Here is a 19,442-nt window from a genome sequence, read left to right as displayed (position 1 = left end):
AGGAAAAAGCTCTCGGTCTGCGGCAACAGAACAAGAGCCCTCTAAAAATTTAAAATTTTAACACCTACATGATACCATGGGTAGTGACTTTTTGCGCTTTTTTTAGCTTGTGTTTTCATATAAAACGACAGGGTTTTTCTTGGATAATCAAAAAGCATTGCAGTTGTTAAAAGAAGTCGTCGAAATCAAAATTGTATTGGGCGTTGAAAAGTTAGTGGCTGATCACTTATAGCGTATATTTGAACATTATGGAATTCCCTGTGAGCAAGTTGAATTTGCTCCGGGTCGGAATCAGCTGATCGCTACTTGAGAAGGAAGTAATCCTGGTAAAGCGCTCGGATTTTCTGAATATATGGACGTGATACCAATGATATGAAAGCTGGCTTAATCGCTGCAGTTATTGCATGATTCGTTTGAAAGAATCAGGAGCGAGCTTTAACGGAACCGTGAAGAAACGGCTACAATCTGAGCAGGCAAGTTTGGGGACAATGGGTATGCGGATGACTTGGATGCATTGGTGATTGGGAGAAGTTCTTACAGTAACCATTTCTTCCAGTTGATACATAAATTCCGTTTATGTATCAACTGGAGTTTTTTTATGTTCCTTATCTAAATCCATCTTCTATGATATGCTTAGTTGGATTCAAATGGAGGAGGATGATTGTGATTCAAAAAACGTTCCGATTAAAACGACTTGGACTATATGTGGTCGGCCTATTTCTATTATCATTTGGGGTAAGCCTATCGATTGTTGCTAACCTTGCTGTCTCACCTGTCTCATCCCTCGCTTATGCCGTTTCACTGACTACCGGCATAACAGTTGGCATGACTACAATCTTGACCCATCTACTATTCATTATTATTCAAGTGATCTTGGCGAAGCGATTTGAATGGAAAGATGCACTCATCCAAATGGTGATTGCTTTTTTATTTGGCTTTTTCATAGACTTGAGCTTACGCTTGATTGACATGTGGATTCCCGTACACACATCCCTCATCGTGCAGGGTTTGTATTTATCCATCAGCCTGTTTCTAGTAGCCGGTGGATTATTCCTTTATTCGAGCACGAAACTTACCTTGATGCCTTATGATGAATTAACAAAAGTCATCAGCCGTGAACTCCACATGCCGTTTGGAAAAGCAAAAATTACTGGAGACGTCATAAACGTAATTGTCGCCGGATTAATATGTCTTATTTTCTTGCGTTCCTTTGGCTCCATTGGTATCGTCACGGTGTTTGCTTCTGTATTTATCGGCAAAATTTTGGGTTGGTTCATGAAACACTTCCATCCAAAACTCGTCCGTTGGCTAAGTACCCCAACTGCCGAGAAAGACGTCGCTCATTAGCCTTAACAAAAAAGAAATTATGTATATTCATGGTATTCAGCCGGATCTTGATTATCAATCCTGCCGTCTGATTTATTTAAGCTATTCATCTGGAACATCTCATCGGTAGATAGTTCAAAATCAAAAATTTGTAAGTTTTGTTCTTGGTGTTCTTCCGTACCTGCCTTTGGAATCGCAATGTTACCTAACTGGACATTCCAGCGTAGAATCACTTGAGCAGGCGTCTTCTTATGTGTTTCAGCAATGGTTTTAATAACCTCGTCACTAAACACGTCATTCTTCCCTCTACCAAAAGGACTCCATGATTCTGTGATGATGCCCAACTCTTCATGGACTTGGCGTTGTTCTCTTTGGTTGAAGTACGGATGCAGTTCAATCTGATTTGTGGCAGGAACAACCCCTGTTTCATCGATAATTCTTTCTAAGTGCTCTGGCAAGAAATTTGAAACCCCGATGGTTCGAATCAAGCCATACTTTTGGGCATGGACCAATGCCTTCCACGCTTCTGGATACAAGCCATCTTTTGGATTCGGCCAATGAATCAAATACTTGTCAAAGTATGCCAAACCAATTCGATAGAGCTGTTCTTGAATCATATAAATGGCTTCATCATGCTTGTGATGCGCGCCAGGTAGTTTAGAACTGATAATGAATTGTTCACGCGGAATACTGCTTCGACGGATTGCTTCGCCGACTGTTCCTTCATTTTCATAATTTGTGGAAGTATCAATCAAACGGTACCCTTTTTCAAAGGCACTAAGCAACTCGTGAACGCCGGATGCCCCTTTTGTTCCTACCGTCCCTAGCCCAATGAGTGGGATTTTATGTCCATCATTTAATGTAACCTTTGGAATATTATGATTCATGAATCTCTTCCTCCCCGTCTTTTAATAAACATAGTTTATCATTCTCAAAAGACATCCCAAAATAAAAACGCTCTCTGTCGTTTATTCTGTGGTGAGCGTTTGATTCACAATTTCTGCTACTTCATAAACACCGGGCTGTAAAGAAGTTTCAAAGCTTTGTTCCATCATCACATTAAAGGTAAAATGTTCCTCCAAGACGACGATTTTATCATACTCTTCTAGCAATGCTATAAAAGGCTCCTGATCCATCACAAAGTCTTCACGCCCGAAGACATGCGGGGAGTAAAGGAAATACGTTCCCACAAAACCGACTTGGTAATTTTCCACTGCTTCCTTATTGGTCGTCACAACCAAGTAGCGTTGTTCATTCAGCTTCATCTCATTACCTACTACTTGGGAAAATCGAGCAGGAACTGAATCGGCGAAGTTGGCATTGTTGTATCGCATCCCATTGTTTTCTGAGAGAAAGAGCAAGGTCGCAACAAATATCAGGAACAAGGTGGTATATTGATAGATCTTTTTCGTTCTGATGTTCTTATAGCTGCGGTAATTACGCTTGACGACAATCGGTTCATAGAATGTATAATCAATTTCCCGAGCCAGTACCAGCATACAAATTCCCAATGCCAGAATGACGATTGTGGATGCATAGCGCTCAAATCCGGCCAAGTACAGAGCTTCTTCTGTTGGCATTGAAAACAGGAACATCAAATAAATTCCGAAGTAATAGGCGATAATCATTGCGTTTGTTGCTACCGCATATCGAAGCAGCGTATTTTTCCGATTGAATCCCCAGCGAATAATCAGGTACCCTCCGATGAACAATACATTCACCAAAAGAATTCCTTGGGTAGATAGAATAGAAAAATCGGTAATTGTAGAAACATAGAGATCCGTAATCTGTTCTAGAATCGCGTAATCCTTTTGCTCAAACATCTGCTGGTAGGCAGATAGGCTTACTTCATGCTTCGACTGTGGAAAATTACTCCTCACATGTGCCAACCATGTTAGAAACGGCAGCATGCTCGCTACTAAAGCAGCAACCCCTATCCCAAAATACCGGGAATGATTTTTTGACTGTTTGCGATTTTTTATCAACAGATAGAGATAATAGAGAAATAACACCCCGACAAAGAATAGGGCACTATTTTTAATCATACTTAAGGTCCCGACAATGAGAACCAAATACCAAGCCATTCGTTTGCTGTCTTTTTGCAAGTGGAACAATCCAGCTATCCCTGCTAAGGTAAGGACTGCCAACAAATAGTCCACTAATAGATTGTTGATGCGAATAGCAATATTGAAGTGATTAAATACCGCAAAAAAGGTAAACATCATCGCGGTAATCAACCTGCGTCTGCGATCACGCAAGATCACAAAAAGAGCGTACAAACTACTGATGATAAGGATGAATTGGCCCACCAACATAATCTGGTCACTGAATCCAGCAATTAATGTCGTGTAATAAACAAACAAGGAGCTACCGAGCGGATAAGAAGTAAAACTGATGATCGAGTCAGTTGCAGTTGGCAAACGACCTTCTGTATAGAGAAACTTCACAATGATTGCCCAGTGGGAATAGTTGTCATAATGCTCCAAGTACGTCTGCAAAAGTGTTCCCGCAAACACCACAAAATAAACAGTCATCCCAATGGTCACAAAGTTTATTTCAAAAAATCGGTATCTTCTCTCTTTAATAAAATAATAGAGAGAAAGAATCATTCCGACAGCAAACAAAACCCATCCTGTTATTGGTAAGAAGCCCAGGTAAGCACCCGCATAAAGAATCAAGATTTGGGCACAAATACTGGCGATCCAGCTCATCTGTTTATGAAAACCTAAACGGAATGCAAACAATGCGGCATATCCATACAGCGACAGAATAAAAATACTAAGTCGTAGCGTAGTTAGAATCATAAGTCCCTCCTACTTCTTGCGTCCATTTCGCCAGTAGTTGATCCAATTGTTCTGAAGCAATCAACTGCTCCAAGTTCTTTACACGATACTGCCACTTATACCCCGGAAGTTCTTCCATAAATTCCAGGTCAAAACGAACCTGGTCTATTTCCACCTCAATCGCTACTGGGGCAGCTTGTTCCGACTCCGTTGAAACTACCATTGTCTGATAATTAAACGAGTGAAGGAGCCATTCTTCTTCATTCACCTGTACCGGCTCTTCTATTGCAATGATCGGAAATGTACTTAAAGGAGCGGATGGCCCTTTAAAGCGAGCAAATCTTCGGCTAATATTCGCAAAGAAATGCTCAAATGGTGTCATCCATGCATCACGAAACTGCGGCAAACTCTTGTTGAAGCCGTCATAAATGATTTGCAAATATTCCAAATAGTCGTGCTCCGGTATCTCTTCTAAAGAAATCCCATATAGCCACTGTTTTCCTTGTTTGATTACACGAACAACGCTTCCTGTTAGGTGAGCAGTATAATTTTCCTTAGTAATCGTAATGAGCAGCGGCATAGAATCCGAGAAATAAATAGGTGACTCTGTTAAGAAAGACAGACCATTTTCTGAAATATTATGCGTTTGGAAGTGGTACTCCTTTGCACCCGCCTGCACTGTTAGCTCGTGATGAGCCAAGAATCGTTCCGTTTTACGGTAAACCGGTCTACCTAAGTAAAATAACACGGAAAAAGTAAGGTTAAACAAATGTGTAAACAGCCAGAATGTGATGACACTTCCATAAAAAATCTCCGAACCAAACTTTCCATAGTTAAATCTCACAATCCCAATAACCGTCAACACCCATAGTACAAGATGTGGCAAAACATACAACAAATCTTTTTTTGCTTGAGTAGCCCCTTTGTTCGTAACCTTAAACTTCGTTTCTTTCATCCCAATAAACTGCAAGAACACCGGAATAAATAAGTAGGGTGCCAAAATCGTTTCCTGTACTTCTCCCCACTGTTGCGTCCGGATATTTGTAGAAAGATCCTGTTGCGCTAGATGAAGGAAGTAATAACTCGGCAACCAGAATAGAAGCAGAGTCCAAAAGTCCGTATCCACCACACGTATACTGAAAACAGTAAAAAGAATCGGTGCTAAAATATACAGCAGTCGTCTAACAAATGACCACCAATACAAGTAGCTATTCATGAGAATTAATTTTTGCTGCAAGGAAAGGTTCTTATTGCGGAAGATTTTCAAATTGCGAATACTTTGCACAACCCCTCTCCCCCAACGTATCCGTTGCTTCAGCATACTCGGTATATCAGTTGGCGTAAGCCCGCTTGCCATCGGTTCCGTGGTGGAGATACTTTTATAGCCTTTACTATTAATGAGAGCACCTAATTCAAAATCTTCCGTAATTGTATCGGTCGGAAACCCGCCCGCATCCTCAATCGCTCGTCTAGCAATCACCGTATTCGATCCCGTATAAATGGCAGCATCATACACATTATTCAATACGTTTACTTCTCTGGAAAAGAAGTCCTGTTCATTTGGAATCGTTTCTTCAGAAAATAAATTAAACTGGAATACATCTGCATTGTAAAAACTTTGCGGAGTTTGAATGAACCCAAGAGGTTTTACATTTGTATTATTTTCCCGTTCCTTTTGATTCGCAATAAAATAAGGAATCGTCTCCATCAAAAAGCCCGAATACGGAATCATATCTGCATCAAAGGTAGCCACTAAAGGAGAATCCGTTTGTGCTAACGCATTGTTTAAGTTTCCTGATTTAGCATGCTTATTGCCTGTCAAACCAATATAGCCAATCTTAAATTTCTCGGCCAAAGCTTTGACTCCAGGGCGATTCTGATCATCTGACAAATAAATATGAACCTTACTCTGATCTGGGTACTCCATGCGCACCGCTGCATTCACGGTCTTCAGCAACAATTCTTCTTCCTCGTTATGGGTCGCAATGAACACATCAACGTCTGGGTAATCTTCGTTAGAAACGACTGGTTTTTTAATTTCTTTCGCTTTATTTTTGCTCCAAATTAAAATGACGGCAGTAAAGTTTGATACAATTTCGCTTATCCATAGCAGTATTCCAAAGACAATCGCAAATAATGATTCCTGAAACGGCAAGGTGTATAACCCTCGCCACGTGAGATAGACAATTGAAAAAAGAAACGCCAAGGAATAAACTACTTTTTTTCTAATCTTCATCTTTTTTCTCCTTAATAAATGACACAAAAAAAGGGGCGCAACGCACCTCTCCTTTTAACTCGTCAATTCTTTACCTCGGCCCCAATAATATCCTTGTTGATACAAGACACCAATTTCCATTAATTTTTTAGCATACGCTTTGTCTTCTACACCCTCCACAATAAAACAAATACCATAATGATTAACCGTATGCTGCCAAGCCTTCAAAAACAGAAAGAGAGAGGTTTCTTCCATTTTACGAAAGGGTAATAAGGAAAATTTCACGTAAGATAGGTTATGGATATTTTCAATTGCAGTCAACATTGTGTTTTGACCACTAGAAATATCATCGAGTGCAATATGGAATCCATACGATTTAATTCGTCCCATCACTGATTTTAAGTCTAAACTATTTTGGTTATCTGTATAACGCAAATAATAGGGAGGCAATTCCGTAATTTCTAAAACTAAGCGTTCACTGTAGGGCGTCATTTTTTCTAAATAATCCCAAGTAGACGAATGTAACAGTTGATCTTGGTGTAAATTCAAGCATACTCGGGTTTTCTCGGTTCCAGAGAAATAAGTGGCAATTAGTTCCATGCACTTTTCTAAGAGTACTGCATTTCCTTCATTTGTATGAATCAACTTCATAAATAGTTCTAAAGGAAACCCATTCGTTTTTCTGCTACGCAACAAAACTTCGTACGCGTGCACTTCTCGATCTTCAGCCAAACACACTTTTACAATAGGTTGGTAGACAAAATACAAATCCTCAATTTCTTTTCGGTACATCGCGACAAAACCTCTCCTTATGAGATAAACGTTTGGGTAAAAGAAATACTGACGCTTACTTCTCGATTATAAAGATTTATTAACTTCTATTCAATATATCGACTCTAAATGACCAGAATTAAGTTTTCTTATGGGCTTCTTTTATAGCTGTCTTTTGGATGTACATATTGCGATCTACTTTTTCATAAACTTGTTGGAAGGTTGCGTTTGGCGGAATCATGACAGCACCGATGGCAAGAGTGGCATGCAAGTAGGTATAGCGATAAATAAACGGTTCTTTCATCGCTTCATAAATTTTTTGTTGAATTAGTGCTAGATTCTTTTCTGAATCTACATCTTTTAAATAGACCATGAACTCATCTCCACCTATGCGGCCAAGCTTATCCGTAGTGCGAAGCGTTTTTCGAATTCGTTCCGATACATCGGTCAACACTTTGTCTCCAACGCTGTGTCCATACGTATCATTAATATTCTTAAATTCATTCAAATCGACAAGCAACATCGCATCGTTTCCACGATTTAGCTTCAATTGGATATCCACATACCGTTCAAAATGAACCTTATTAAGCGTTTGAGTTAAGCCATCGAAGTAAGCTTTCTCCCGACGATCCCAATAGAGGAAAACAAAGGTAAAGACGGTTAAGAAAAAGACGATGAGGGAAATATAATAAGGTAGCAACTGAAAGAAAAATTGGCGAGGCAACACGTCCCAGCCTGTTTTCGGATAAGCTGCCAGTATCCACTCTTCACCTGGAAATTCAATTACTTCTGTAACGGGCTCAATTTCCAGTACAGAAGGGTCTCCCCAAACAACTTCTGGAGGAACTTCACTATAGGGAGAATCAACTTGAAGGGCTAAAGAGAGTTCGCCTTTTTCTTCTGTTACATCGTTTTCTTTTAACAGAGTATAGAAATCAACACTAATCGAAACAAAACCATAAAACTCATCCTCGATAAAGATAGGTTGACGATTGTATACGCGCATATTTTCTTCAATTAAAGGACCTTGTGTGACAGCAGTACGATTTTCAATCGCATACTGGAGACTGGCAATTCTGGTCGGGTCTTTGAAGATGTCGCCACCTAAGAGTTCCTGCCCACCTTCAGGCAAAGGATAGATAAAGTCAACAATTCCTTTTCTCGTAAAAAAGACAGTATCTACAAGGGGATTCTCTGAAGTAATCATTTCAGCATAAATTCCCAGTTCTTCATCTGCAAAGTCTGGGTTCTGCTTAATCACTAATTCTAGAAAATGAGCGTAATTCAAACTAAATTTTAAGTCGGCTTGAATCACTTCCTTGATCCGCCTCAATTCTTGCGCTGCCGCTGTCTTGGCATTTTCACGATATTGACTCTCATATTCTAACTGCAGAGAATAAATAGGAATCGCTAACAATGCCACACCCACGAAAGCAATTAGCAAAGAGACTAATTTTTTTCTCATTGTCATACCTCATTTTTATTGTCTAAAAGTAGTTTTATCTTACAGGAGCATGAACCAAAATTCAAATTATTTCGGATTAGAATTAAATAATAAAAAAGCATAGAATAGGAGCGATTCCCACTCCCATTTCTATGCTTCCATTGCTTCTTATTTTTGTAAGGCTTTTTTGGCTAATTGGTCGGCTAACTCATTATATTCTATCCCAGTATGGGCTTTTTCCTTCTTAAAACGAACCATAATTTGTGGGGCCAACTCTTTGAATTGTTGAACGTAATCTTTCGAAACAGGTTTATTTGTTTTCCACATTCCCAACGCCCACTGTTCAATTCCCATATAGTCGTAGCGGATCTGGATGGCACGATAGTTATGTTCGATTGCCCAACGAATAGCAGCTAATGCGCCAAATACTTCTCCTGCTATTTGAAAACTTTCTAGATAGCGTGAATCAGACCCAGCTTGGTAAAAAGAATCCAGCACTTCCCCATTTTTTACAATTACAACGCCATAGCTGTAGCGGTTGCTAATTCGGTCGAAGGAACCGTCCACATATGCTTCGATTGTATCGGCAGCTGCCCAATCGACTGCAACTTGTTCAGGAGGTGTAATAAAATCCTGTGCCTCTCTTTCAGTGGGGAATGACTTAAACTCTGCTCCTGAGAAGCCCATAATTTGTTTCTGGGCTTCCGGCCATGTCCGATATATTCCCGGCTTCTTGCCTTTGCGAACTGCATAAAATTTCGTTGCCATTTGTTGCTCCCTTAGTCTTTATTTTCTTGGAAGGTTTGTAGTTGATACATATCATGATAGACACCGTTTTGCGCAATTAAATCGTCATGCGTACCTGCTTCAATGATATTTCCATGGCGCAATACATAAATCTTATCTGCATCGCGAATGGTAGATAATCTGTGTGCAATAATGATCGTGGTACGACCTCGGCGCATATTTTCCAACCCTTTTTGAATCTTCTTCTCTGTCTCTGTATCAATATTAGCGGTTGCTTCATCTAAAATTAGAATTTTAGGATTACGCACAATCGTTCGAGCGAAACTTAGTAACTGCTTCTCTCCTGTTGAAAGGGTTGCGCCACCTTCAATCACTTTTGTATGATAACCGCCTTCTAATTCATTGATGAAACTATCCGCATTGACAAACTCTGCTGCTTGGCGAATTTCTTCATCTGTATAATTCCCATGCAAGCGAATGTTATCGGCGATATCACCGTAGAACATGAAACTGTCCTGCAATACGAGTCCCATTTGTTCACGTAATTTTTGTGTAGGGATATCTTTTATGTTTTGTCCATCCAACAAGACTTCCCCTTTTTCAAAATCATAGAAGCGCATCAATACATTAATAATCGAACTCTTACCTGATCCAGTTTGACCAACCAAAGCAATGGTTTGTCCTGGTTCTGCTTCTATATTAATATTTTGCAATACTTCTTTTTCTTGATCATAAGAGAAGGATAGATTGCGAATCTCAATTTTCCCAGAAGTGATGTCTCCTGTTGCACCCTCTTTTGCTTCCGGTGCGATGTCTTCCCGGTGGAGCAATTCTAATACTCGTGTACCTGATACGAGCCCGTCTTGGAAAACACTGAGACTGTCCAGCATATTTCCAATTGGTTGGAAGAATGACTTGGCATAAGAAGTAAAGGCAAAAACAATCCCAATATCAACGGTCAGCCCTTCTAAATGACGAAGTCCAAAAATCCACAGCACCAGGAACAAAGCGATTGATTCCAGCAAGTTAATTGCCGGCATCAATAGTAATGCATTCATCTTAAACATATTTGTACGTGCAACCACATATTGTTGGTTCACTACATCAAATTCATTCTTCATCCGATCCTCTTGGTGGAAATGCTGAATGATACTCATTCCGCTGATCGATTCGCTTAATTTTGCATTCACTTGGCTCAGCGCTTCCCGCATTCTTCCATAAATGAGTGTACTATACTTTTGGTAAACGTAAATTAATCCAATCACTACCGGAATAAAAGCAAGAAATACGGAGGCAAGATTCACATTTAAGGCAAACATGGCAATCCCAATGGAAATTGCATTTAGTAATCCATCTAAGAAAGTTAAGAATACATTCCAAAATTCCTTAATTGTTTCTGTATCATTTGTCACCCGAGAGACAATCGAACCATTCGGTGTTTGGTCAAAATAACGCATCCCCAAATGGACTACTTTGTGGTAAACCCCATTTCGCATATCCGCTACGGTCTTTTCAGAAGCCAACTTGAATGCATAATCCTTGAGGTAAACAACCACCATTTTCAATAGGACAAAGCTTAAATAAAATACAGAGATCCGGATCGTAGCAGCTAAGGTTGCTTGATTAACCGATAAATACTCATCAATATATCGCTGAATGACCACTGGTAAATAGGCATTGATTCCAGAAATAACCATCATTAAGACAATGGAGAGGAAGAAAGGAATCCAGTATGGCTTCGTAAAAGAGAACAGGCCAGATAAGATACGAACTTGTTCCTTAATCGTGAAGGTAGCTTTTCGTTCAGCCATTTTCTTTCCCTCCTTCTTCTACTTTTCTTTGCAGCTGTTGTTCTTCGTACATCTTGCGATACCATCCGTCCTTTTGTAAGAGTTCCGCATGTTGTCCACGCTCTACAATTTGCCCCTTATCCAGAACTATAATCTCGTCTGCATGCATGATGGAACTAATCCGGTGCGTCGCAATAATGGTTGATTCATTTTGACGTAAGGAACGTAAGTTAGCCAAAATCCGTGATTCTGTCTGTGCATCCACAGCTGACAGAGCGTCGTCCAGTATGAGGAATTCCGCTTCCGTTGCTAAGGCTCTTGCAATCGCAATCCGTTGCTTCTGCCCTCCTGATAAGGAAACACCTCGTTCGCCAACCTTTGTATCGTATCCTTCTGGGAACTGCATAATATCTTCATGAATATCTGCCAATTTCGCGAAATGTTCTACTTCTTCTTGCGTCAGCATCGGATTAACGAAACGAATATTCTCACGAATGGTTGTTGAAAAGAGGAACGTATCTTGAGGTACATAACCGATTCCTTGCGACACGGCATCCAAACTATACTGCTTCACATCGATTTGGTTATAGGAAATGTGCCCTTGATATTGATCGTAATCACGCATCAACAATTTGAAGACCGTACTCTTCCCTGCTCCCGTGTGTCCAACTACTCCTAGTGTTTTCCCTGCAGGTAAATGGAAGTTGGTATCTTGTAAAACAACTTGTTGTCCACCTGGATACGTAAATTCTTTTACCTGAAAATCAATATCCCCGGTTACAGGTGTATGAATGGGATTCTTGGCCTCTTTCAGATGCGGTTCATACGACAAGAGTTCCATGACCCGGTTGTAACTTGCATTCCCACGCTCCAACGTATTCGCCACCCGACCAATTGCCAATAGCGGCCAGGCCATCATGGACAAGTAACTGAAGTAGGCAATCAACTCCCCTAGCGTGATGCGACCAATGGAAATAAAATAGGTACCAAAGAATAATGTCAGCACATAGGTTAAACCGGTAATTCCTTCAATGACAGGTGTATAGGCTGAATCCACTTGATAAACGTCTTTATTTTTTTCAACTACATAATCGGTATCTTTAACAAAATCCGCATAATGTTGTTCTTCCTCACCGAACGTTTTGATCACCTTCATGCCGCCAACACTCTCTTGCACTTGGTTATTCATCTGCGAGAAAGACTCCAGAGACTTACGAAACCGTTTATTAATGGCTTTCCCTAAATAGCGTGCTGCAAAGATGAGCAACGGGAATGGCAAAATGGTCGTTAAGGTCAATTGCCAATCCACCAAGAAAATCATACTAAATAACGTAATCCCGCCGATTGAAATGGAGTCGGTGATGGACAAAATACCGCCACCCGCAACAAAGCGAAGAGCCGCTAAATCATTGGTCGCATGAGCCATCAAGTCGCCAGTCCGGTACTCATTATAAAAGGGACGATCCATTTTCGTGAAGTGAGCAAACAAACGGTTCCGCATAATCGATTCCAGTAAGGTCGAATTTCCAAACAAAGCGGTCCGCCAACCGTATCGTAGTACATACATGATAATTGCAAATAACAGGATCATGCCCGACTGAATGGCAAGACCTCGCATAGTTAAGGTGTTCGCCGTCATTTCATCAATGATGTTTCCTAGAATCAACGGCGTTACTGCAGACAGTACCGCACAAATGATTAAGGCAATAATTCCAAACGTATAACTTTTCCACCTGAGTTTGAAGAACCAGGATAGTTTCTTTAATATAGCAAACACGGTCTCATTCCTTCCTTTTCTTGCACCTAAAATAAACACTAAAAAACACCTTCCAACAGTCAAAAAGTGTTCTTGGTCTGGATTTATTCTATTCTAACATATTGTGGCGTTCATTTCTGCTCTGGAATCTCATTGGAACTCGTCTTTATGCTTTTGGAAAAAATCATAGTAATGCCGAACATTTGAGAGTTCGGTCCAAGGTTTTATGTCTAGGGGTTCTGCATCCAGGTCATAAATCTTAGCACCCTTCATCGCAAGCAAGAACGGGGAATGCGTAGAAATAATAAACTGGCAGCCAAAAAAGCGGGCCGAATCCTCCAGAAATTGGGCAAGTTCCAATTGACGGATTGGAGACAAGCTGTTCTCTGACTCATCTAATAAGTAGAGCCCATTATCCTCAATCTTTTCCGTAAAATAACGGTACGCATTTTCCCCATTCGAATATTCGCGTACATTTCCCATTAACTCATTTCTTACATATTGGGATTGAGTATTCTTTCTCGCTTCCAGGATTTGGTGCAACTGATCATAATCTTCCATAGAGCGCATCTGAAATTTCGCATACTTGTTGCTTAAATATTCCTGGAACACCTCTTCTCGTCTCTCATCAATTCCTTCATTCAGAGTCCGAATATCTAAGATATAGTCAAATACATCATCACTCGTAATGATGCGACTCTGGGGTGGTATTTTATGGGCACACTCTACTTCACAAAAATGTAAGTACTTCTCGTAGAAACTGGAACGGTTGAAGCGGGCCTCTCTCTGGAGCGAAAGCTTCTCTGCAATCACATTTAATGCGGTCGTTTTTCCCGATCCGTTTCCGCCATATAAAATGGTAATCGGTTCAAAATCAATACGTTCAAACTGTCTTTTCGATAACGTTTTGAATGGGTAGAACGAATTGTAGACCGTCTGCTTGATTTTAATAAGAAAATCAAATTCCACTTCCTGATCTGGGAACGTAAAAAAGTCTACATATTTCACTACGCTTCCTCCTTCCTTAAACGAGAACTCTCACATCACGCATTCCTTGAAAGCTCCCTCTTTTTTCCATTTCCGCATCAATGGCGTTCAGCACTTCCCATTTCCGCAAGCTCCATTCTGGACCAATCAACGAATCACGCGGTGCGTCCCCTGTTAGGCGGTGAATAACCATTTCTTTGGGAATCATCTCCAACTGGTCGCAAATCAAATTCACATACGTGTCCATTTCCAAAAATTGCAAACGTCCTTGGGCATAATCACGTACCATTTTTGTATTTTTCATCAAGTGCAACAGATGTAGTTTCACACCTTGAATATCGGAATCAAGGACCATTCGTTCAACGTTTTCCAGCATCATTTCATACGTTTCACCTGGTAAACCGTTAATTAAGTGGGTGCAGACTCGAATTCCATGCGCTCGAAGTTTGGCTACCGCTTCTAGATATGTTTCATAAGAATGAGCACGATTAATTTTTATACTCGTCTCTTCGTGTGTCGTTTGTAGACCAAGCTCCACCCACATATACATCCGTTTATTCAATTCGCTCAAATACTCAATCGTTTCATCCGGCAAGCAGTCGGGCCGGGTGGCAATCATAATTCCTACCACACCTTCTTCGTTGACGACTTGTTCATAGCGGTGTCGCAACACGTCTACCGGCGCATGGGTATTGGTGAAATTCTGGAAATAAGCGATGTATTTTTTTGTGTTCGGCCACTTTTGATGCATGACATCGATTCCTTTACGCATTTGGATGGGTAATGGATCGACTCTGCTTTGAGCAAATTCTCCTGACCCCGATACGGTACAGAAGGTACAACCTCCATGTGCAACCGTGCCATCTCGGTTTGGACAATCGAACCCACCGTCTAGCGCGACCTTGAATACTTTTTCACCGAATGTTTCTTTTAAATGCTCATTCCACGTGTGATATCTTTTCTGTTGTTGGACTTTCATTTTCGTCACCTCGTGAAAATTTTAACACGACCTTTTTCTTTTGAATATCCTTTTTAAAAAAAGAAAAACCAACGCACGTTTCAGAACGCAACGCTGGTTCTCTATCAAGTATTTTCTTCTAGTCCTAACGATTCATTTTCTAACTTCTTGTAGGTAAGAATGCGAACGATCTGATACAAAGTAGCCACAACCGGTACCCCTAATAGCATACCTGCAATTCCGCCTACTCCTCCACCTATTGTAATCGCAACAAGAACCCATATTCCTGGAATTCCAATACTCGTTCCTACAACCCGTGGATAGATTAAATTGTTTTCCAGTTGTTGAAGGATGATAATGAATAGCAAAAACAACAACGCTTGGGTGAAATTTTGGGAGGCAATCAGGAGAAAACCAATCCCGGCTCCAATCAAGGCACCAAACATAGGTATAAGAGCAGTAAAGCCGATAAATGTACCAATGGTTAGCGCGAATGGGAAGCGGAAAATAGTCATCCCAATGATGCACAAGCTTCCTAGTATGATGGCTTCCAAGCCTTGTCCCACAAAGAAACTAGAGAAGGTTTGATGAATAATCGTAAATAGCGCAGCCAATTGTCGATAAACCTTAACTGGTAAAAAGGCTTGTCCAACGGTAGCTATTTGCTTCATCAATTTTTCCTTGCTGAGTAGCGTGTAGATAGCAAATGAAAACGAAATAACGAAAGAAAACAGTCCGCTTGTTGCGCCACCAACTACTTGAACAAAGGAAGACAATAACTGATTCACACTGTTCGTAGCAAAATTTAATGCACGTTGAGAGAGATTATTGAAGTCGGTGGTTAAGTTATCTCCCACAAAAGTAATTAGAAATTCCATGTCGCTATTTTCAATCAAGGTCTCTATCTGACTCACCAATACCGGAATTCCTCCAACCAAACTGGTTAACATCGTAATTAACTGAGGTACGATTAATTTAATAATCAGGTAAAGGACGAGACTTACGATTAAAATCGATGTAATCATACTAATTGCACGAGTGAGTAAGAAAAAACGTTCTTTCAATTTTTTCAATACACTGCGCTCCAGGCGGACCATGATTAAATTCAATAAGTACGCCATTAACCCGCCTATCAAAAGGGGCTTCGTTACACTTACTAACGTCACTGTTATCTCAATAAAGAAGTCGAAATAGCGGTATAGCAGCAGTAGAAAAAAGATAACGAATAAATAGGAAAGGATTTTGATATCAAGTTTATTTTTCATATGTTTCTCCAAAATCATATTTTGCTTTCATTTTCATTATACCGATTCTGGCGAAGAATGAAAAGCTCCCATCAAGATTACCCTTCCCTTTTCCAGCGAAGCGGGCACGTTGATAATCCGTTGATTCCGGCTTCCTCGAAAAGCCAAGCCTAAGTCTTTTTCTTCTAATCTGAACCTACCATCTACTACTACATCCATTTCAGCCAATAACTGCAGCTTATCGCTTGTCTCTACCAATAGCTCTTCGAATGTATAGCCAGTCCAACACCAAATATCTTTCTTATCACCAAACATTTCACGCATCCGTGAAACAAGCGGCAGGATAATAGATGTATTTAAAAAGGGCTCTCCGCCTAGAAGAGACAATCCTTGGACATATTCTTTACTTAGATCACTTAAAATTTGATTTTCAAGTGATTGGGTATAAGGGTGCCCATATGAAAAGGATTGTGCTGCCCGATTATAACAGCCTGGGCACTGAAACAGACACCCACTCACATAGAGGCTGCACCTGACCCCCTCTCCGTCTACAAAGCTAAAAGGTTTGTAGTCCGCAATATATCCCTGACTCCATTCATCGTCTTTCCATTCTTTTGGTGCTGGGTTCCTCATTCCTATTCCTCCATATGTTTCTGCCGAGCCGTAATCTCTTTATGTCGTCCTCTTACCATTGGACGTTTTTGTGGATTGCCTAAATAGCCACAGGTCCGTTTAACAACATCGCAAGTTGCTGGATCATGATTTCTACAAGCTGGACATTCAAACCCATGAGCGGTTGGAAGAAATTCCCCCTTGAAACCACACAAGAAGCATTGATCAATCGGCGTATTTGTCCCTAAATAAGCAATCTTATCATAAGAATAATCCCATACAGCTTCCAGAGCTTTTGGATTTTGTTGGATATTGGGATACTCCACATAATGAATAAATCCACCAGAACAAAATACTGGGTAATCTTTTTCAAAATCTATTTTTTCAAATGGGGTTGGTTTTTTCCGAACATCATAATGAAAACTATTTGTATAATACCCTTTATCCGTAATATCTTTTACTTCTCCAAATCGTTCCTTATCTAATCGGCAGAAACGGTCGGTTAAACTTTCACTTGGTGTAGAATAAACGCTAAAATGAAGTTGCTGTTCATCGCTCCATTTATCACAGTGTCTTTTTAGCTCTGCCAATATTTCTAACGTGAACGCCTTTGCTTCCGCTTTTTCTTCCCAATCCCTTCCAAAAAAGATAGCCGCTACTTCATATAAGCCGATATACCCAAGGGAAATGGTGGCACGCTTTCGATCGAATAGCGAGGTTACTGAATCTTCTGGTTTTAACTTTGCTCCCCAAGCCCCATTCATATACAAAATGGGTGCATTCTCCGGACGGGCTTCTTTCACTCGCTCCACTCGGTAGAGAAGAGCATCTTTTACAACTTTTAATCGCTCTTGCAAGATTTCCCAGAACTGTTCCTTCGACTCCATGGCAATACGGGGTAAGTTTAGTGTTACTACACCCAGATTCATTCGGCCTGTATTTACTTCTACCCCTTGTTTATTTTTCCATCCTTGCAAAAAGGAGCGGCAACCCATTGGAGCTTTGTAGGAACCAGTCAGTTCCACTAATTTGTCATAGTTTAAGATGTCAGGATACATCCGTTGGGTAGCACAGAGGACTGCCATTTTTTTGATATCATTATTTGGATCATGCGGTCGGTGGTTCACTCCATCTCGAACGCCGTACACAAGTTTCGGGAAAATAGCCGTGCGCTTTTCTTTTCCTAACCCTTCCATTCGGACTTGGAGAATGGCCCGTTGGATTTCTCGTTCGTATCGATCTGTACCTAACCCAAATCCAAAGGTTACAAAAGGAGTTTGTCCATTGGATGTGTATAAGGTATTGACTTCATATTCCAAACTCTGCATCGCATCATAGATGTCTTTTTTTGTTTTTTCCCAAGCATACTCGCTTCGTTTGGCTGGTTCTATCCATTTCGTGGCTTCTTGACGATGCTTCTCCTCATTCATTCGGGCATAGGGAGCCAATAACTCGTCAATCCGGTCGGCACTTGTACCGCCGTATTGACTGCTAGAAACATTCGCAATAATTTGAGCCATCTGTGCTGCCGCCGTTTGAATGGACTTTGGTCTCTCTACTTCCGCATTCCCGATTGTAAAGCCATGCTCAAACATGTAGGAAAAATCAATTAGACAACAATTCGTCATTGGTGAATAAGGACTGTAATCCAGATCATGAACGTGAATGTCTCCTGCCAGATGTGCTTGTGCTACATGAGGTGGAAGCATTCGAAGCCCTATCGTTTTCGCTACTACTCCTGCTGTTAAATCTCGCTGCGTGTTGAATACTTTGCTATCCTTATTCGCATTCTCATGAACCAATGAGGCATCTGCCTTCATCAACTTTTGTAATTCTGATTCTAGATCAGGCAATCCTTTAGAAGTCATAATCGTCATCTGCCATCGCTTCCACTTCTCCCATCAAATAACCCGAACCTACTTGAGAGAAAAAGTCGTGATTTGCAGTATCAGTAGAGAGTCCGTTCATCACAATGGGATTAATGTCTTCTGCAGCTGCTCCTGAGAAGAATGGTTCAAAACCTAAATTTTGCAGAGCCTTATTTGCATTGTATTGGATGAATTTTTTCACTTCATTTGTCCAACCTATTTGATCGTACAAATCTTCTGTATACATCAGTTCATTGTCCATCAAGTCAAACAACAACTCATACATCCAATCCCTAAGGTCAGCCTGTTGTCCTTCGGTTAACTGGTTGTATCCCAACTGAAACTTGTATCCTAGATACGTTCCATGAACCGACTCATCCCTAATAATCAACTTAATTACCTCAGCCACGTTAGGCAGTAAGTTATTTCCCAAATACCATAACGGCGTATAGAAGCCGCTATAAAATAAAAATGATTCTAAAAAGACACTTGCCACTTTTTTCTGCAAGGCTGTCCCTGTTTGATACACTTCCTGGATACGTTGAGCTTTGTATTGGAGTCGTTCGTCCTCGTGAATCCAATTGAAAATCTCTTCAATTTTCCGGTTGTCATTCAATGAAACGAAGATGGTACTGTAACTTTTTGCATGAACGGATTCCATGAAGAGGATATTGTTTAACACTGCCTCTTCATGTTTTGTTCGCACGTCATCACGCATCACATTCGCCCCTTCTTCTGACTGTAAGGTATCCAATAATGTCAAACCACCAAATGCCTTGTTTACCACTTCGCGCTCCTCTTCGCTTAAGCTTCTCCAGTCATCCAAATCGTTCGACACCGGAATTCGAGTGTCCAGCCAGAACTGGGAGGTTAGTTTCTCCCACGTATATTTGTCCAGTTCATCTTCTAATTTGTTCCAGTCAATTGCTTGGTAATGCATT

At 40.6% G+C, this 19,442-nt stretch carries 15 protein-coding genes; 1 reads left to right on the top strand and 14 read right to left on the bottom strand.

What is annotated here, in order from left to right:
* Positions 1 to 663: 663 nt before the first annotated feature.
* A complete protein-coding gene (locus PVE40_RS01205) occupies positions 664 to 1,347 on the top strand; it encodes a YczE/YyaS/YitT family protein (RefSeq protein WP_274730038.1) in 684 nt (227 codons plus the stop codon).
* A gap of 17 nt (positions 1,348 to 1,364) precedes the next feature.
* On the opposite strand, the gene PVE40_RS01200 is transcribed toward PVE40_RS01205, so the two are convergent.
* From PVE40_RS01200 to nrdF, 14 genes are all read right to left on the bottom strand, one after another.
* On the bottom strand, positions 1,365 to 2,213 hold the full coding sequence (locus PVE40_RS01200; RefSeq protein WP_274730037.1) for an aldo/keto reductase: 849 nt from the start codon (positions 2,211 to 2,213) through the stop codon (positions 1,365 to 1,367).
* 81 nt (positions 2,214 to 2,294) lie between these two features.
* On the bottom strand, positions 2,295 to 4,130 hold the full coding sequence (locus tag PVE40_RS01195; RefSeq protein ID WP_274730036.1) for a glycosyltransferase family 39 protein: 1,836 nt from the start codon (positions 4,128 to 4,130) through the stop codon (positions 2,295 to 2,297).
* Positions 4,105 to 6,345 carry a glycosyltransferase family 2 protein gene (locus PVE40_RS01190; RefSeq protein WP_274730035.1) on the bottom strand — a complete coding sequence of 747 codons (2,241 nt, stop codon included), beginning with the start codon at positions 6,343 to 6,345 and terminating at the stop codon, positions 4,105 to 4,107. The genes PVE40_RS01195 and PVE40_RS01190 overlap by 26 nt, the downstream gene beginning before the upstream one ends.
* A gap of 54 nt (positions 6,346 to 6,399) precedes the next feature.
* Positions 6,400 to 7,116 (bottom strand): EAL domain-containing protein, encoded by a 717-nt coding sequence (locus PVE40_RS01185; protein ID WP_274730034.1) that lies wholly within the window; start codon positions 7,114 to 7,116, stop codon positions 6,400 to 6,402.
* A 118-nt stretch (positions 7,117 to 7,234) separates the two neighbouring features.
* Positions 7,235 to 8,560, bottom strand: a complete 1,326-nt coding sequence (locus PVE40_RS01180; protein WP_274730033.1) for a diguanylate cyclase domain-containing protein — start codon at positions 8,558 to 8,560, stop codon at positions 7,235 to 7,237.
* A gap of 147 nt (positions 8,561 to 8,707) precedes the next feature.
* Complete coding sequence (locus PVE40_RS01175; protein WP_274730032.1) at positions 8,708 to 9,307, bottom strand: ribonuclease H family protein; 600 nt, start codon at positions 9,305 to 9,307, stop codon at positions 8,708 to 8,710.
* A gap of 11 nt (positions 9,308 to 9,318) precedes the next feature.
* The gene (locus PVE40_RS01170) at positions 9,319 to 11,097 is read right to left on the bottom strand and encodes an ABC transporter ATP-binding protein (RefSeq protein ID WP_274730031.1); all 1,779 of its coding nucleotides are present in this window, start codon (positions 11,095 to 11,097) and stop codon (positions 9,319 to 9,321) included.
* The gene (locus PVE40_RS01165; RefSeq protein ID WP_274730030.1) at positions 11,090 to 12,853 is read right to left on the bottom strand and encodes an ABC transporter ATP-binding protein; all 1,764 of its coding nucleotides are present in this window, start codon (positions 12,851 to 12,853) and stop codon (positions 11,090 to 11,092) included. Before PVE40_RS01165 ends, PVE40_RS01170 begins: the two co-directional genes overlap by 8 nt.
* 129 nt (positions 12,854 to 12,982) lie before the next feature.
* Positions 12,983 to 13,840: an AAA family ATPase gene (locus tag PVE40_RS01160; RefSeq protein ID WP_274730029.1), complete on the bottom strand. Its 858-nt coding sequence runs from the start codon at positions 13,838 to 13,840 to the stop codon at positions 12,983 to 12,985.
* A gap of 16 nt (positions 13,841 to 13,856) precedes the next feature.
* Entirely contained in the window at positions 13,857 to 14,798 is a 942-nt protein-coding gene (gene mnmL, locus PVE40_RS01155) for a tRNA modification radical SAM protein MnmL/YtqA (RefSeq protein WP_274730028.1), read from the bottom strand.
* A gap of 104 nt (positions 14,799 to 14,902) precedes the next feature.
* Positions 14,903 to 16,042: an AI-2E family transporter gene (locus PVE40_RS01150; protein WP_274730027.1), complete on the bottom strand. Its 1,140-nt coding sequence runs from the start codon at positions 16,040 to 16,042 to the stop codon at positions 14,903 to 14,905.
* A 36-nt stretch (positions 16,043 to 16,078) separates the two neighbouring features.
* The gene (gene nrdG, locus PVE40_RS01145; RefSeq protein ID WP_274730026.1) at positions 16,079 to 16,654 is read right to left on the bottom strand and encodes an anaerobic ribonucleoside-triphosphate reductase activating protein; all 576 of its coding nucleotides are present in this window, start codon (positions 16,652 to 16,654) and stop codon (positions 16,079 to 16,081) included.
* Positions 16,655 to 16,656: 2 nt separating this feature from the next.
* Positions 16,657 to 18,510, bottom strand: coding sequence for an anaerobic ribonucleoside-triphosphate reductase (gene nrdD / locus PVE40_RS01140; protein WP_274730025.1), 1,854 nt, complete (start codon positions 18,508 to 18,510; stop codon positions 16,657 to 16,659).
* Complete coding sequence (gene nrdF, locus PVE40_RS01135; RefSeq protein WP_274730024.1) at positions 18,491 to 19,441, bottom strand: class 1b ribonucleoside-diphosphate reductase subunit beta; 951 nt, start codon at positions 19,439 to 19,441, stop codon at positions 18,491 to 18,493. The genes nrdD and nrdF overlap by 20 nt, the downstream gene beginning before the upstream one ends.
* Between the last annotated feature and the right edge of the window lies 1 nt (position 19,442).

The organism is Jeotgalibaca caeni (genome assembly GCF_028863945.1).
GTDB classification, from domain to species: domain Bacteria; phylum Bacillota; class Bacilli; order Lactobacillales; family Aerococcaceae; genus Jeotgalibaca; species Jeotgalibaca caeni.
Note: the sequence above shows the minus strand (reverse complement) of the source record. Positions and strands in the feature narration are given on the sequence as shown.